This is a genomic window from Actinospineispora eucalypti (assembly GCF_039543365.1).
Taxonomy (GTDB): Bacteria; Actinomycetota; Actinomycetes; order Mycobacteriales; family Pseudonocardiaceae; genus Pseudonocardia; species Pseudonocardia eucalypti.
This window is the reverse complement of record NZ_BAABJP010000063.1, coordinates 1-16,817: the sequence shown is the minus strand read 5'-3', so window position 1 is coordinate 16,817 and position 16,817 is coordinate 1. Positions and strand designations below refer to the sequence as shown.

Sequence of the window (16,817 nt, the reverse complement as noted above, 5' to 3'; positions counted from 1 at the left end):
ACCCTCGGTGACCGGCCGGTCACCACCTGCCACAGGATCAGGGGGAACCACCAGCCGTGAGCGATGACTGCATGATCGGGCCGGGCCGGCACGAAGTGGTCGCACACGAGAACCTGAACGCCAACCTGCCGGCCGCCGCCCAGGTCTGGGCGTTACTGGCCATCGCCTCGGCGATCAACCGAGTGGCCGACCAGCTCGAAGAGCTCGTCGATCCCCGGAACTGAACTCCGACGCGGTGACCGGCGACGGCTCAGCGGGGGAGCACCTCGAGCAGCTGGTACTCCATGAGGCGGTGCACCTCCTGCCGTCGCACGACCCGGGCGGGCAGGATCCGTCGCCCGGCGGCGTTGGCCAGTTCGTCCAGCCGGTCCCGCTCGCCGAGGTCGGCCGTGCCGATGAACAGGCGGCCGTTCGGGGCGAGGTAGCGTGGGCCCTCCGCGATGTACCTGGCCTGGTTCTGGTAGCCGGGGTCGAACACGGCGGCGTGCAGCGAGGAACGCAGCGAGTAGCCGGGGTGCACGTAGGTCCACGGCACGTTCCAGAAGATGACGTCGAAACGCCGGTCCGGAGAAACGCCCTGGAACAGGTCACTGAGTCCCGCTTCGACACGGTCCGCCACGAAATGCCGGGCGGCGTTGGCCTTCGTGTTGGCAACGGCCGCTTCGCTGATGTCCACCGCGGTCACCTCGGCGCAGCCATGCAGGGCGGCGGTGACCGCGATGACCCCGCTGCCCGACCCGACCTCGAGAAAACGCCCGTGAACCGGGTAGGGCACGATCGAGGCCATCACCTCCGTGGCCGCCGTCATCGTGGCGGGAAACACGCCTGAATGCAGTTCCCATTCTCGTCCGAGTAGGTGGAATTGCTCCGGCGGGGCACCCTCAGCGAGAACTCTCGAAATGATTTCTTCAACTTCTTCCGGAGTTTCCTTTACGTCCATGCCTCGACTTCCAGATTCTCGCGTGAAGCTGCGGGGAAATTCCTTACGAAGATTAAGTTGAGCTTTGAAGATTCGCAAGGCAAACGGTGTGGCCAGTGCGCGCGTGGCGCGCCCGTGATGTCGTATATCACGCCCTGTTCCTGGGTGTATCCGCTGGTAGAACGTGTTCCAATAGCTGACGACTGACCGGCTCCCGCCGTGCGCCGATCGTCTCGTAACAGGAAGAACTGGCGACTTCACCGATACCTCGGGTACGACCGCGTACGCCGAAGCGAAGGGCCCCTTGATCGCTACGATCACCGAGCACGCCGAGGAGTGGGCGATGCCTTGATCAAGACGCGGTCGGCGAATACCGTGGTCAGCCAGTTCGGCATGCTGCTGGCTGGCTCGCTGGTCTGGCCTGCGTGGCCGGCGAACCAGTTGTGTGGGTCGTGCCACCGGCAAAGGAGGCTGGGCGGTGAGCCGGTCGGTGGGCATAGTCGGGGCAGGGCAAGCCGGCATCGTGTTGGCCGCTGAGCTGTTGCGGGGCGGCTTCCGGGTCACGCTCTACTCCGATCGCGGACCCGAGGACTACCTGGCCGATCGGGGCCGGCCCACCGCGTGCCTGTTCGGTGAGCAGGTGGTGCGGGAACGGGAGCTGGGGCTCACCTTCTGGGACGGCACCGCGCCGAGCATCGAGCGGATTCACCTCGATCTGTGCGCGGCCGACCGGCTGGTCCTGTTCTCGATCGCCGCGCCGCTGCGGCTGCCCGCGCTGGCGGTCGACCAGCGCCTGAAGTTCGCATACGGCATGCGTGAGCTCGCCACGCGGGGCGTGTTGATCAGCGTCGATGCCATATCGTTCGAGAAGCTGGACGCGCTCGCCGCCGAGTACGACGTCACCGTGGTGACCGCTGGCCACCAGGGCTTCGGTTCGACACTTTTCGAACGCGACCCGAAACGCAGCGTGCACAACCGTCCCAAAAGAAACCTCTTCATGGTGAATATCCGGGACTACGATCTCGCGGCGGGTCTCCACCATGAGCACCTGAAGTTTTCATTCATCCCCGGTGTCGCCGAGATCTTCTGGGTCCCGTTCCTGGACAAGGACGCGGGCCCGTGCATTAGCGTGGTCGTCGAAGCCGTACCCGGTGGCGCGGCCGATCGCTTCACCGATATCGGGTCGGCACAGCAAGGAGTGCACGTGTTGCGCGGTCTGGCGCGGGACCTGCTGCCCTGGGAGGCGGCATTTCTTGCGCCCGCCGCCCCGACCAGCCCGCTCACCTGGCTGACCGGGGCGATCACACCAACGGTGCGCAAACCGGTCCGCCGACTGCCGTCCGGACGCAGCGTACTGGGCCTTGGCGACGCCGTCGTACTCAACGACCCGCTCGCCGGGCAAGGCGCGAACAACGCCACCCGGATGGCACGTTTCTTCGCCGAACGTCTGGCCGCCCGCGGCGACGGGCCATTCGACGCGGACTGGCTGAACGGCCAGTTCGACGAGTTCTGGACATACGGCCGCTTCGTCAACGACTTCTCCAACGCCCTGTTGGAACCGCGGGCCGGGTTCCAGCAAGACCTCCTGATCGCCGCGTCGCGGCACCCGGAGATCGGCTCCGCGATCTTCGACGGCTTCGGCGATCCGGCAGGCCTGTTCCCGTGGTTCGCCGAACCCACCGCGGCCAGGGCGTTCCTCCGGCAGCATCAGGTCAGCCGAACCGACGTGCTGCGCTACAAGATCGGCGTGGCCGGGAAGGTCCTCGGCCACCAACTCTCCCAGAGGCTCAACCAGCGAGGGTAGAAACGCCCGCCGGGGCCGTCAGCCGATTAGCCGGTCTTGTCGGTGCTCGCCGTAGAACTGAACCTGCTGGTTCAGGATCGTACGCAGGCTCTCGTCACGCGAGACGCCGTAGACAGTGCCGGGGAAATCCAGAGGCTTCTGGACTGCCCACAGTTCGTCATGCCGGTCAGGCGAGAACATCTGCGCCGGGTCCCCAATCGCGATCCAGCCAATCGGCAGTGTGCTCCCGGGCTCCAGCCGCGAGTTCACGTGCAGGACCGAATTGATGCGTAGCTCGCTGCCTGCTCCGACGAGAGCACCTGGAAAAACAGACACGCCCGTAGCGATGAACACCTCGTCCTGGACAGTGGCACCGTTGATGTGAGCGTGAGGTCCGATGAGGACCGCGTCACCGAGCACAGCCGGGTGATCCCTCCGCCCGCGGATCAGCGCGTTCTCCAACACGACGACGTCGTTCCCGACGGTTACGCGTCCGTCTTCCGCCGTCGGTACGCCGGCACCCAACTCGGTGAGTGGATCTACGCTGTGGCCGGCTGGCCCGGCGTCACCTGGCTGGAACTGCTCGCGTCGTTCCTGCCCCCGGCACTGGCCGTGGTGCTGGTCCTGGCCTACGGCTCCGCGGCAAAGTGACCACGTAGCGGGAGGTTCCGATGGCTGATCGAGCGGCCATGTCGGACGAGTCGAGCGGGGTCGGGCCGCGAGGGGCGTTGGCTCGGCGGTGGCCGACGTTGCTCGCGCTCGCCGTCAGTGCGCCGGGTTTCTTCGATCAGCCGAACGCAGAGGAGGTGCACGCCCTCGCTCAGGCGATGTTGCTGTTGCCGCTGTGGTACGTGGTGGTGGGGGCGGTCGCCCGGCGGGGCTGGACGTGGTTCGTGGTGGTCGGGGTCACCGGCCTGTTCGTGCTGTTGCGCATGCAGGAGCGTGTCGAGCCGGTGCTGGTGCTGCTCGCCATCTCACTCACGGGCGTGCTGTGGGGATCGGTGCGCGGGCGGTTGGCGCACCCGTCGTTCCTGCTGCAGATCGCCGGGCTGGTGGTGTTCGCCGCGCTAGCGGTGGCGGGTTTGGCCAGCGCGCCGGACCTCGGCCGGTACTTGGTGGCGGCCGGTTGGTTCGCGCACGGCCTCTGGGACATCGCGCACTACCGGGCCGACGCGGGAGTGGCGCGCACCGGCGCCGAGTGGTGCGCGGTCGTCGACATTGTCATCGCCGCTCAGCTCGTCCTGCTGCCACTGCTGATATGACCCGGGATTCCTTGCTGGTCAGGAACGCGGAGAGGCTGGCTGGCCGGAGCAGGTGCCGAGGAAGCGGCCCTCCTGAGTGGGGCTCTGGACGAAGGGCCCGACTTCGCCAAACAGGCCAAGGAATCCTTCGAGCGGCAGCCAACAAGACGAGCATGAGCACCGCCTGTGCGCCGACCTGATCGGCACGCTTCTTGGTCTCGTTCGCTGACGGCAGGCTGCTGCTGGTGAAGCTGAGCGAGGTGGACACTGTCGCGTCGCTGCATCACGGAACGTCGCCCCGGCGCTACCCCGAGTGATCAAGTGGGCTAGTCTGCCGCCGATCTTGTGGCGAACCTGGGGTGGGGGCTGAGATCAGTGGTGGGTTCGATCAACCGTGTGCTGCGCCGGACTTCGGCGAAGGCTGCGCTGGCGGTCGCTGGGGCCGTTGCGCTCACGGCGGCCGGGCTGGGCATGGGTGCGGCTTCCGCTGTGGATCTGCCGGGCGGGCCGGAGATCCCGATCGACGTGCCGCCGATCTACATCCCGGAGCTGGGCAACCTGCCGATCGGCCCGACCCCGCTGGGCGCCAAGGGCGCGCACCGGCCGGTTCCCGCCCCCACCGGCTGCGCCAAGAAGGTCAAGCCGGCGGAAGCCGATGCGGCGGTCAACGCCGCGCGAGCCGGTGACCGGATCTGCGTGATCGGCGGCGCTTCGGAACGCATGCTGATCATCCGGGCGCCGGAGAAGCCCCAGCCACAGATCAACCTGGTCGGCGACGGCAGCGCGATCAAAGGGATCTTCGTCGTGGCCAGCAACGTCGTGATCGAGAACTTCAACTCGATCGACGCCGAGGCGCCCGGCGTACTCATCAAGGGCCACAACATGACCCTGCGCAACATGGTGATCGACAACCCCAAGGACGCGGACAACGACGGCATCCGGTTCTTCGGCAGCCGACTGCGCATCCTCAACAACACCATCACCAACGTCCGCAACACCGATGGTGCGCACGCCGACTGCATGCAGACCTACTCCAAGGACGGCGACCCGAAGCCTCCCGTGGTGATCTACAACGACCCCAGCTGGGACGTCCTCATCGACAGCAACCGCTGCGAAGGCATCGACAACCAGTGCCTGATCGCCGAGGGACCGAACGACGGCGAGGGCAGCGGCCAAGGGCACAGCCGCGACATCATCTTCAGCCGCAACCTGTGCGACGCGACGGGACTTGCGTACCAGACGGTCATGCTCGAGGACATCCAGCGCATGACCATCGCGTTCAACGACATCAAGGGCCCGATCCGCAAAGCGTTCGCGTTCGATATCGGCTCCACCGAGGGCAAGGTCGTCGGCAACCGGCTCGATCCGCGCATCCCCTGCCACGTGGGCATGGACGAGTCCTCCAAGCCCGGTTACCTCGGCCCGGCACCCACCTGCGAGCCGTGACGGCCGATTCGGTTAGGCCAACAGCTCCGGGACCGAGCGTTGGATGCTCACGCGGATCCGGCCGTCCGGTGGGGTCCCTTCGACGGGGTCGGGCCTGGTGAACATTTCCGCGAGGCGTCCGGTCGGCGCTCTGGACAGATCCGCAAGCCGAGCGCGCGAGCGCACCGACGGACGTCGGCGAACCAGTCGAGCGGGGCGGCGTCGGTGCCGCGGTGCCCGGTAGACCCGGTCGGTGAGCGCTACCCGCGGCCGGTGGATGGTGGCGAGGGACATGGTCGGGTTCCTTCCTCGTTGCGGGATGGGCGGATGGCCGCGGAAGGACGGCGGGCTTCGGGCGGTCATCGCGCTTCCCCGGCGGCGTGGGTGACCAGCTCGGCGAAGACGCGGGCGAACTCGGGTCCGCTCTGGCCGGTCACGGTGGGCGGGCCCCGGTTAGCGGTGTTGGTGAGCGGGACGACGAGCTCGCCCCGGGCGTTGACGATCGCGCCGCCGGAGAAGCCCCCGGTGGCCCAGCCGAAGAAGCTGAGGTTGAGCGGGTTGCTGGTCTTGATCACGGGTCCGCCGGCGAGGGCGAACTGTTGCCTGGCCGCGGTGATGCCGGGGTAGCCGATGGCGATGACCGGTTCGCCCGGGGCGGGTGCGGTCCGCGCCATCGGGATGTAGGGCAGCGGCTTGCGGTAGTCGGGGCGGCCGGTCTCCACGCCCCGGTCGATGCGCAGCGCGTCGATGTCGACGACCCGGGTGGACTCCTGGTCACCGTCGGTCCGCCAGTAGGCCTGCGCGCGGTCGGTGCCGCCGATCCGCGCGCTGACCTCGTTCGGCTCCGGGCGCTGGATCGGCCGGGTACGGAACGAACGGCCGTCGCGCAGCTCGGCGACCAGCTCGCGGGTCTCGCCATCGTCGGTGGTGACGTGCGCGGCGGTGAGGATGGTGCCGTTCGGGTCGATGATCACGCCGCTGCCCACCGAGGTACCGTCCGCCGCCCGGAGCCGGACCACGGCCGGGATGGCCCGCTCCAGCGCGTCGGTCGGGGTGGCGCCGGGCTTCGCGTCGAGCCTCGGTGCATCGGTGGCGTCGGAGGCGCGGAGCGGCTGGGACTGGATGAGGCCGGCGCCGACCGGGGTGTCCTGGGTCAGCAGCGCAATCGGCTGGCGCTGATCGGGGCTGATGTAGTAGTCGATGCCGTCCGCGCTGGCCCGGGGCGTGTCGTCGCGGGTGTGCCAGGCCTGGGCGATCTGGGCGGGGGTAGCGGCGGTTTCGTCGCGCCGGCGGGAGTCGGGCCAGTAGCGTTCGTCCAGGTAGGCCTTGTGCTCGATGGTGTAGGTGAGGCTGCGCAGCTCGTCGGTCAGGGTCATCACCTGGTCCGGCATGGCGCCGACGACCAGGTCGCCGCGCGGGTCGGGCAGTACCAGCAGCGGTCCGCGTTGCGGATCAACCCGCTCGACGAACCCGGCCTGGGTGAATTCGGTGGCCAGCCGGGTTTCCGCATCGTGCGCCGGGATGACCACGCTGGAGGGCAGCGCGACCGGGGCGAGCCGGGCGCCACCTTCCAGCGCGCTGGTCACGGAGAGCAGCAGGGCGACCATGACCGCCCACCGGCGCACCGACCTGGCGGGCCGGTGGGCGGCGGGCCGGCCGGTCAGCTCCTCGGTGACCCCGAGGGCGCGGCTCCAGTAGCGCGGCCCCTTCAGCACCCGCGACCCGAACGGCCAGAGCAGCAGGCGGCCGACCCCGCCGTGCAGGTACCGCCGCGCCTTGTCCCGGTCGGCCGGTTCCCTGCCGCGTTCGCTGTAGAACTCGGCGTAGTAGACGTCGTTGCCGAACCGGTCGCGCACCATCGTCAGGCCGACGGCGCCGGCCGCCGTACCGACCAGAGCGAGCAGCCCGCCGGCCGGACCGAGCAGGGTGATCAGGCCCCACCAGAAGCCGACCAGCACCGGCGCGTACAGCACCGGCACGGCCAGCCGCAGTGCGCCGATGCCGACCTTCGGCGCGCCCAGCTTGGTGGTGTCCGGCGGCCCTCGGGTCGGGTGCAGGCGCCACCACCAGCGCAGGAACGGCATCACCGTGCGCACAGCGGCGACCAGCAACACGCCGGCGGTGACCAGCAGCGCGGTGGGCAACCCGGCGACCGGGCTGACCGTCGGGCAGTAGTCGGCCGCGTATGCGGTGCCGGCGAACGGGCCGATCAGCAGCAGCCCGGCGGGTGCACCGATCGTGATCACCGCCCGTGCGAGGCGCCGTGCCCAACCGGCTTTGTGGACTGGTCGGGTCGTACCGCCGGCCGGGTCACGCACCGGCGAAGTGCCGCTGCCGTCGCCACGGGGGCCGTCGCGTCGGGCGGGGCCGCCGCCGGAGCCGGGGCCGTTGCCCGGGCCGTCGCCTGCGCCTGGGGCGGGGCGGTTGCCGGTGCGGCGTGGGGCGGTCCGGTTGCGGCGGCCGGTCACCGTCTCGGCGAAGGCGCGGGCGAACTCGGGACCACTCTGGCCGGTGACCGTGGACGAGCCCTCGCTCTTGGTGAGCGGGGCGATCAGCTCGCCCCGGGTGTTGAACAGCGCGCCGCCGGAGAAGCCCCGGGTGGACCAACCGAAGTAGCTGAACTCCAGCGGGTCGGGGCCGCGCTGGGTAGGCCCGCCGGACAGCGCGAACTGCTGCAGGTCCGGTTCCACACCCGGGTAGCCGACCGCGATCACCGGCTCGCCCTCGGCCGGCCGAGTGGGCGCCATCCGCACGTAGGGCAGCGGTTTGGCGTAGTCGGGGCGGCCGGTGTCCACGCCTCGGTCGATGCGCAGCGCGTCGATGTCGACCACGTCGTGCTTCAGCTCGTCGCCGTCGGTCCGCCAGTAGCTGATGGACCGGGGCAGGTCCAGGCCGGGGTGGCGGCGCTGCACCTCGCGCCCTACCTCGGTCCCGTCCGGGCGTTCGATGTGCGTGGTGCGGAAGGAGCGGCCGTCGCGTAGCTCGGCGACCAGGTCGATGGGCTGGCCGTCGCCGGTGGTGACGTGTGCGGCGGTGAGGATGGTGCCGTTCGGGTCGATGATCACGCCGCTGCCCACCGCGCTGCCGTCGGCCAGCCGCAGCCGCACCACCGCCGGGATGGCCCGCGCCAGCACGTCGGTGGCCCCGGCGTGGCCGGCGGCGGGCAGGCGTGGCGCGGACTCGGCGTAACCGGGGTCGACCGGCTGCGACTGGATCAGGCCGGCACCGACCGGGGTGCGTTGGGTCAGCAGCCCGATCGGGTCCTTCTGGGCGTCCGGGCTGATCGTGTAGTCGAAGCCGTCCGCGCTGGCCCGGGGCCGATCGGGGCGGTTGTGCCAGGCCTCGGCGACCTCGGCGGGACCGGCGGAGCTTTCGTCCTTCGGGCGGAAGCTGGGCCAGTAGCTTTCGTTCAGGTAGGCCTTGTGCTCGATGGTGTAGGTGAGGCTGCGCAGCTCGTCGGTCAGCGTCATGACCTGGTCCGGCATGGCGCCGACGACCAGGTCGCCGCGCGGGTCGGGCAATACCAGCAGCGGTCCGCGTTGTGGATCAACCCGCTCGACGAACCCGGCCCGGGTGAACTGGGCGGCCAGGCCCTGTTCCGAGGCGTGAGCGGGGACGACCGCGCTGGTGGGCAGGGCAATGGGCGCCGGTGGGGCGGCGGTGCGCAGCACGCCGGTGAAGGCCAGCAGCAGCGCCGCCATCACGGTCCAGCGGCGCAACGACCGGGCCGGTCGGTCCGTGGCGGGCTGGCCGCTGAGCTGTTCGCCGACCGCGAGCGCGCGGTACCAGTAAGCGGGATCCTTGGTCAGCCGCGAGCCGAACGGCCAGACCAGCAGGCGGCCGACCGCGTCGCGCAGGTACCGCTGCGCCTTCTCCCGCTCCCTCGGGTCGTCGGCGGCGTGCTCGCTGTGGTACTCGGCGGAGCGGATGTCGCCGCCGAACCGGTCCCGGACCAGGGAAATCCCGAACGCGCCGAACATGGTGCCGATCAGCGCGAGTGCGCTGGCGAACGGCCCGAGCGCCCAGATCAGCCCGCCCCACACCGGCGCCAGCACCACCAGGTACAGCAGCGGCACGGCCAGCCGCAGCGCGCCGAAGCTGAGCTTCGGGGCGGTCCCCGGTGGCCCCCGGGTCGGGCGCAGCCGCCACCACCACCGGACGAACGGCAGCACCGCCGCGACCGCGGCGGCCAGCAACGCCCCGCCCGTGACCACCAGCGCGGTGGGCAACCCGTCCAACACGCTGATCGTCGGGTAGTAGTCGGCCGCGTACGCGTGATCGGCGAACGGGCCGACCAGCAGGAAGCCGGCCAACGCGATCACCAGCACCGCCCTGGCGAGGAGTCGCCCGGTCCACCGCGCGGCCTGGCGCAGTCGACGTACGGCTGCCCGGGGCAGCGGGCGGGCGGCCAGCCCGACGGTGACTACGCCGACCGCGAGCGCGATGCGTTCGATGATCCCGAGGGACAGCGCCGCCGGCAGGCCGACCACGTCGATCGTGGTCAGCAGTGACCGGATGATCGTGGCGGCGGCGGTGCCGACGAAGGCCCAGGCGACGGTGCGCATGGTTCGACCGGCGTGGAGTGCGCCGGCGAGTCGGACCCCGGCCCAGGGCAGCGCGACGAACAGCACTGCGGCCGCGGCCAGGTGCATCCGTGAGGAGAAGGCGTCCGGCGCGTTCGGCACGGTCGGGAAGACCGCGACGAGCACGAGCGCGGCGCTGGACAGGCGCAGCAGGACCCGGGTGAGAGTGCCGGTTCGCACGGCGAGGCGGACGAGCTCGACGGCGGCGGCCATGGCGACCATGCCGACGGCGAGGAACGTGAAGCCGTCGGGTGCGGCGACGTAGCCGCTGACCGTGTTGCCGACGGGGGAAAGTTGGCCGATGCCGGCGACGTGCGCGCCGGTGATGGTGGCGACGGCGACACCGAGCACGGCCACGGCGGCGGGTACGTGCCGCCAGACCAGACGGACCACGGTGGCCAGCACGATCGCCACGCCGACGCCCAGGATCACCAGGTGGTCGGCCGTCCCGGTGGCGGGCTGTGTGCCGGTGTCGGCGAGCGACGGCACAGCCAGCGCGAGCACGCCCAGTACGGCGGTGATGACCGAGGTGACCAGGCGCTGGAACCAGCGCAGGATTCGTTGCCAGAGCGGTGGACCCCGGGTTGGCCTGCTCTCGTCCAGCACGGCGGGTCGGCCGGCGCGGAACTCCGCGACCTCGCCCCCACCATCCGGCGCCGGGTCCGCGCCGTGATCGCCGGCGTCCGTCGCGCCGGCGCCGCCCTGCCCGCCGGAGCCACCACCGTGCTTGCGGAACAGCCGCCCCAGCGGGTTGCCGGGGAAGGTGATGCCGTGCCGGGCGAACGCGGCCTCGCCGAACGCGCGTGCGGTTCGATCGTGCTGCTTGCTGATGCCTCGATGGAAATGGCCGCTGCGGGTGTTGATCCACCGGCCCCGGCCGCCCTCGGCGTTGGCGTTGCCGCTGGCGATCACCGGCCCGCCGTCGGCCGGCACCACGTGCTTGATCCAGATCGTCTTGCCGTTGCGGTACCCGAAGGCGCGGGAGACCCAGAGGGTGCCGTCGGCGCGCAGTGCCCAGAGCACGATCCGGTGCCGGGCGAGGATCTTGGTCGCCTCGGGGGTGCCTACCTGGTAGGCGATGACGCCGGTCCGTTCGGCGTCGCGCAGGTCCCATCTCAGGTCTTCGGGTTCCTGGTTGCGATGCTTGCGCGCGTACTTGATGGCGTGGGACCAGGCTTCGTCGTCGAGGGCGGTCAGCCGGGCGACTTCGGCCTTGCGCCAGGCGCGTCCCCTGAGCGCGTTCCAGGTGCGGGTGGTGATGACGGCGACGGTGATCACGCCGCTGGCGATGAGCAGGATCAGCCCGAGGGTCGGGTGGGCGATCTGGGTCGCGGCGTTGGGGGTGGCCGCGTAGGCGGGGGTGCCGAGCAGCAGCGCGGCGACTGCGGCGCCGAGCAGCGTTCCGAGGGCGACTCGGGTCAGGAGTGGTGGCCCGCGCTGCGACCAGCCGCCTTGCCAGCCGGCTTGCTCGGCGACGGCGCGGGTGAGTGCGGCAATGGCGACCAGTAGTGCCGCAGTGGCCAGCACGGTCAGTGCGTGGCCGATGACCAGGACGGTGCCGATCCCGGTGAGTGCGCCGGCGAGTAGTGCCGTGCGGTCGGTGGGGAACCAGCGGCGCACGGCGCGGGCGGCGGGGGAGGAGAGTGCCTTCTGGACTCCTTGCTCTGCGTGGAGATACGCAACATTCAGTTGCCTGATCAGCGCGGTGAGGGCGGTGTGGAGGGCGGTGCCGATTTCGTGGCGCCAGTGCACCAGGGCCGTGATGCCGCCGGCGAGGGTGGCGACGGCCGCTATCGGCAGGGGCAGTGCCCATACCTGGGTGGTGGGGGCCATGGCGTGTAGCCACCAGAACGCGCCGAAGGCTGCGCCGGCGCCGAACAACCGGATGGGCGGGTTGGCTGCGGTCCAGGCCTTGCCGATGTCGCGCAGGATGGCGTTGGGCATCAGGCGCAGGATCAGGTCGCCCACCGCCATCACCGCGCCGGCCCAGAAGATCGGCCCGGCGACCAGCCAGTCGTCGGCGAGTGCGGCCAGTCCGAACCCGGTGAACACCCCGGCGACCAGCCGGCCGGCTCGGGCGAGCAGCCATGCCATCCGGGCCTGGACCGCCGCCGATGCGCGTTCACCGCCCTGGACCAGAGCGTTCCACACCTTCTCGGCCACCGCCGTGACCACCACGGCGGCTACCGCCGCGACCAGCAGCGTCGCCCCGTCCACGGATGTGGCCGCCGGCAGCCCGTCTGCGGCTTGGAGCACAGGCACCGCCGTGGCTGTCGCGACTGTTTCGCCGATGGCTGTCGCGGCGGCCACCCCGGCCATCGGGCCGACCAGCAACGCCAGCACCACCGACCCGACCACGGCGAACCGGGCCAGCCAGTGGCGCAATGTCGGTGCGCGGGTGGTGCGGCCACCGGTCAGCGGTTGGGCCGGGACGTCGGCGTCCGGCTCCGCGCCCCGGGCGGGGCCGAGGTTCGGTTCGGCGCCGGTAGGCGGCCCATGATTTGGTTCGGCACCGCCGGACGGCTCATGGTTCGGTTCGGCGCCGGTGGGCGGACCGTGCGGACCAGCCGGCCCGGCCTCCTGTTCGCGGAGCCAGCGGCGCAGCACCCGCCGCTTCATGCCGAGCAGCCGGGCGGTCTCGCCTCGGGTCAGGCCCGCCTCGACGGCGGCGCGGGCGGAGCGGCGTTGCAGCTCGGTCAGGTCCGCCGGCAGTTCGGTGAGCGTGGACCAGTCCAGCCAGAGGCGGTAGGTATCGATGAGCTGGCCGTCCCGGATGACGTAGCGCGGGTTGGCCTCGGTGACGGCCTGCAGCTCCCGATCGGCCAGGTCGGCCTCGGTCAGCGGCAGCCGCGCGTCGGTGCTGCGCGCGAACCGGGCGTACAGCTTGACCAGCACGTACACGTCCCGCACCGCGTCCGGAACGTCCAGCAGCCGGCGAGCCAGCAGCACCGGAAGCCGGGGCAGCGCACGGGCGACCGCGATCACCGTGCGCACCGGGCGGCGCGCGTCGAGGGGCAGCTCGGCGAGCGTGGTGAGCCCGACCAGCGCCCCGACGCCGAGGCCGATGGCGGGCCCGAGCATCGGCACGCCGGCCATCGCGGCCAGGCCGACCGCCGCCGTACCCACCCCGATCAGCGCGCCGGCCACCGCGTGCCGGGCGAGCGCGGGTCCCGCCGGTCCAGCCCGCACCAGGTAGAGCCCCGCGAACAGCACGCCCAGCCCGGCGGTGGCCAGCCCGATGCCGGCGCCGACGCGGGCCAGCAACCGGGGCGTGGACACCCGTTCGGCGCTGATCACGAGCAGGGTGGGCCAGGTCGTGCCGACCACGGTGCGGGCGTAGTTGACCACGCCCGCGATCATGTTGGTCCCGATCAGGGCGGCGACGAGATCGCCCACGTTGATCCGGTTCCCGGCCGGGGGAAGCGCGGCCTCGACCAGATCGGTCAACTGGTGCAGGGACAGGAAGAACCCGACGGCCGCGCCGGCGGCGAGCACGGTGAGCGCCTTGCGGGCTGCGCGGGCGGCCCCGATGTGCGGCCATTGGGCGGCCAGCGGGGTGCCCTTGACCGCGTCGGGAACCTCGGTCGGAACCAGGTTGTCGGCGATCGCCGGCTCGGGTGCGGCCGGCGGGGCGGCGAGGGCGCGGCGGCCGGCCCAGAACAGGGCGCCTTCCGCCACCGCCGCCGCGACCAACGCGGCGCTGATCGGCAGCAGCGCCGGGCCGAGCAGCAGCTCCACCACTGTCCCGGCCAGCGCGGCCGCCGCCAGCGCCACTCGCACCGGGACCCGGGCCGTCCGGCCGGCAGGGTCGGCGATCCGGACCACGTGCGCGGTCAGTGCCACCCCGACCACCGCCGTACCGCCGAGCAGCGACGCCGCCAACGCCGGCGGCGCCGAAACCGACCCGAAGGCGGACGCGGACACACCCAGCGTGCCGACCCCGAACAACCCGCCGAACAGCAGCAACCCGACGATCAGCCGCCCGTCCAGCCGCACCGCCGCACGGATCCGGTCGAACAGCCCGCACCCGGTCGACGGCGAGCCGGCGTCCGGCGGGGAACGGCCGCGCAGCCGGTAGCCGACCGCCCAGGCCAGCGCGAACACCGTGGCGACCCCGGTCGCGGCCAGCCGGTGCCAGTCGGGCCCGGCGAGCCCCGCCACCGCCCAGGCCGGCTGCGCGAGCAGCACCAGTGCCACGGCGACGACGCCGACCACCACGCCGATCCGGGCCAACCAGCGCAGCAGCCGCGACCACCACCGCCGCCCGGCGCGCGAGTCGTTCGGTTCGGCCGCCGAGGCACGGCCCGGTGTCGGCCAGTCCCCGGTCTCGCGGCCGTTCGCGTCGTGGTCCGGTGCCGTCTGGCCCTGGGGGGTGCGCTCCGCCGCCCCGGCCTGGTCCGCCGCGCCGCTGTCCGCGCGCTCCGCCGGGGCTCGGGTGATGGCCTGCTCCAGAGCAGTGATCACCTCGGTGAGGTGGGCCGCGCGCGCCTGGGCCTCGCTGATCAGCAGGCGGGTGAGGAACACGGCGTTGTGCGGGCCGTGCGAGGGCAGCGGCTCGTCCTGTTCGGCGATCCGGTAGCCGAGCTGGCGGTCGTCGGGGACCGTTCGCCGCAGGATGACCAGCACCTGTTCGCCCCTCGCGCTGGCCGACGCCGCCTCGGCCAGCAGCTCCGCGAGCAGTGCCCTGGCCTGCTCGGTGGCCGGCAGGGCGGTCCAGGCCTGGATGTCGCGGATGCGGGCGTCACGGGCGTTGGCCAACCATTCCGCGGCGAAACCGGGTTCGGTGAACCGGACCAACCGGGACTCGGCGGCGAGTCCGGGCAGCTGGTTGGCCAGGTGGAGCCACTCGGCGAGCCGCTGATAGAAGGCGGTGTCGTGTTCGGCCGGCGCACCGGGCAGGTCGGGCAGCGGAAACCCGCCGGCCCGGTCGAGGAACGCCGTCAGCCGGTCCTCGGCGGCACGTTCGAGCCGACGTGCGGACATCTCGGCCGAGTCGAGCTGCTGCAACAGGAACGGCCGTTCCTCCAGCCCGGACGCGAGGGCCTGGTGCCACCAGTCCTCGGCCAGCACGCCGAGCGTGATCCAGTCGAGGGAGCCGCGCAGCACCGACTCGGAAACCACCGCGACGTCCGCGCGCATCCAGGCCACGAAACGGTAGATCGGTGCGCCGAACTCGCCCGTCTGCAGCTGGTTGACCAGGTCCTCCGGCAGCACCAGCACCCGGCGCCCGCCATCCGGCAGCACCCCGGCCTCCCGGGCGGTGGGTGCCCGGGCATGCTCGGCCAACGCGGGAAGCCAGCCCAGCGCGGCCAACTGCTCGTCGGTGAAGCGCACGGAGAACCAGCTGCCGCCCCGCACCTGGGCGAACACCTGCTCCGCGGTCGGCGCCGGCACCGCGGGCTCCTCGTGCGCGGTCGTCCGCTGGACCTGCCGCACCAAGTCGGACAGGGCCGCAACGAACCTCTCCAACGCGAGCCGGGCGCGGCTGGGCAGGATCGGCCTGGCCAGCTGGTCGATGGCGGCGATCGCGGCGGCGTGTTCCGGGCGGGCGACCTTGCGCAGCCAGCGCTGCTTGGCCCGGAACCCGTTCGCCTCCTGCTTGGTCAGCTTCCGGTCGCGTTCGCGCTCGATGGCGTTGCGCAGGCCGGGGCCGTTCCGCCAGCGGACCTGGTCGCCGCTGTGCACAAGCACGTCGTGGTAGCGCGGATCGGTCTCGCCGCGGCGGTAGACGAACATCTCGTCGGCCAGCAGCAGCTCGTCCACGTACCCGGCGGCGACCAGGGTGCCGAGGAAGCCCTGCTCGCGTTCGCGGGCGGCCGCGGTGAGCCGCCCGTGACCGGTGGCCCGGACCTGCTCGTAGTAGCGGGCCAGCACGCCCTGGCGGCTCATCGCCTCCGGCACGCCGAGGGCGACCACGGTGACCCGGTAGCCGGCGGCCCGGTACGTCCTGGCCAGCTCGACGAACACCTCCGGCCGCTGCAGACCAGACTCGAACACCAGGTTGAGGCCGTGCTCGCGCACGTACTCGTGCAGCTTGGCCGCCCAGATCTTGCGGTCCGGGTCGCTGTAGCGGGTCATGTGAACGTCGTCCCGGGCCATCATCCGCCGGTACTCCGGGTGGTACTGGCGCAGCGAGTCGGCGTCGATGGCCAGCGCGTGCTCCCGCCCGCCGATGCGCTCGGTGAACTGCTTCTTCACGGTGGTCTTCCCGGCGCCGGACTGGCCGACCAGGAACACCACCTCCAGCGACTCGCCCGGGGTCACCCCGCTCAGCACCTCGGGCACGATGACCTCGCGGAACACGCGCTCGTTCTCCGCCGCGCCCAGCTGATACCGCTCGGTCCGGGCGGCGTGGATCTCCTCGGCCAGCGGGTCGGCGTCGGCGGCGTGTTGGTGCTCGGTGTGGCGGAAGTGCTTGCCGCCGGGAAGGTGGAAGTCGCGTTCGTGCTCGAGCAGCCGCCACCAGAAGTCGGCGGGCAGCCGGCCGGCGGCGATGTGCGCCGCGATCTCCTCGGCCATCGCCCGGGTGATCACCACCGCGTTCTGCGCGGCCCAGCCGAACGCCACCACGCCCGGCACCGGGAACTCGCCGTCCAGGATCAGCACCCGCACCCCTGGCGGCCCGCGCGGCAACTCGACCGTCAGGTCGTCGAGCGACAGCCACGGCCCCTTCCAGGCGCGCAGGAGCTTCAGCACCGCCCTGGTGTGCGCGTCGCTCCACCACCGCAGCGCCACCGGCCCACCGGCGTGGCCGTGCGAACCGTTGCCGGCCTTCGTGGCGATCGCCGGTTGACCGTGAGTGGGCGCGACGACGGCCGTGCTGGCGGCCCCGAAACCGGGGTCGATGAGCAGGAGTGTGCCCAGGG

Annotated in this window: 7 protein-coding genes; 4 read left to right on the top strand and 3 right to left on the bottom strand. The window is 71.6% G+C overall.

What is annotated here, in order from left to right:
* Positions 1 to 56: 56 nt before the first annotated feature.
* Complete coding sequence (locus ABEB12_RS39125) at positions 57 to 224, top strand: hypothetical protein (RefSeq protein ID WP_185063242.1); 168 nt, start codon at positions 57 to 59, stop codon at positions 222 to 224.
* Positions 225 to 250: 26 nt separating this feature from the next.
* Here ABEB12_RS39125 and ABEB12_RS39120 read toward each other — a convergent pair whose 3' ends face one another.
* Positions 251 to 940: a methyltransferase gene (locus ABEB12_RS39120; protein ID WP_185063375.1), complete on the bottom strand. Its 690-nt coding sequence runs from the start codon at positions 938 to 940 to the stop codon at positions 251 to 253.
* 424 nt (positions 941 to 1,364) lie between these two features.
* On the opposite strand from ABEB12_RS39120, the gene ABEB12_RS39115 reads away from it, so the two are divergent.
* A complete protein-coding gene (locus ABEB12_RS39115) occupies positions 1,365 to 2,723 on the top strand; it encodes a styrene monooxygenase/indole monooxygenase family protein (RefSeq protein WP_185063243.1) in 1,359 nt (452 codons plus the stop codon).
* Between the two features lie 18 nt (positions 2,724 to 2,741).
* On the opposite strand, the gene ABEB12_RS39110 is transcribed toward ABEB12_RS39115, so the two are convergent.
* The gene (locus ABEB12_RS39110; protein ID WP_345703530.1) at positions 2,742 to 3,167 is read right to left on the bottom strand and encodes a gamma carbonic anhydrase family protein; all 426 of its coding nucleotides are present in this window, start codon (positions 3,165 to 3,167) and stop codon (positions 2,742 to 2,744) included.
* Between the two features lie 206 nt (positions 3,168 to 3,373).
* Here ABEB12_RS39110 and ABEB12_RS39105 point away from each other — a divergent pair, with 206 nt between their 5' ends.
* Together ABEB12_RS39105 and ABEB12_RS39100 are read left to right on the top strand one after the other, a co-directional pair.
* Positions 3,374 to 3,964 carry a hypothetical protein gene (locus ABEB12_RS39105; protein WP_185063245.1) on the top strand — a complete coding sequence of 197 codons (591 nt, stop codon included), beginning with the start codon at positions 3,374 to 3,376 and terminating at the stop codon, positions 3,962 to 3,964.
* 357 nt (positions 3,965 to 4,321) lie between these two features.
* Positions 4,322 to 5,389, top strand: a complete 1,068-nt coding sequence (locus ABEB12_RS39100) for a right-handed parallel beta-helix repeat-containing protein (protein ID WP_185063246.1) — start codon at positions 4,322 to 4,324, stop codon at positions 5,387 to 5,389.
* Positions 5,390 to 5,727: 338 nt separating this feature from the next.
* Here the strand turns inward: ABEB12_RS39100 and ABEB12_RS39095 are convergent, their stop codons facing one another.
* Entirely contained in the window at positions 5,728 to 16,686 is a 10,959-nt protein-coding gene (locus ABEB12_RS39095) for a zeta toxin family protein (RefSeq protein ID WP_345703529.1), read from the bottom strand.
* Positions 16,687 to 16,817 lie beyond the last annotated feature (131 nt).

What these genes read in the sequence shown, in the direction of transcription:
- ABEB12_RS39120 (WP_185063375.1), bottom strand. Translation starts at nt 940, where the DNA reads ATGGACGTAAAGGAAACTCCGGAAGAAGTTGAAGAAATCATTTCGAGA.
- ABEB12_RS39105 (WP_185063245.1), top strand. Translation starts at nt 3,374, where the DNA reads ATGGCTGATCGAGCGGCCATGTCGGACGAGTCGAGCGGGGTCGGGCCG.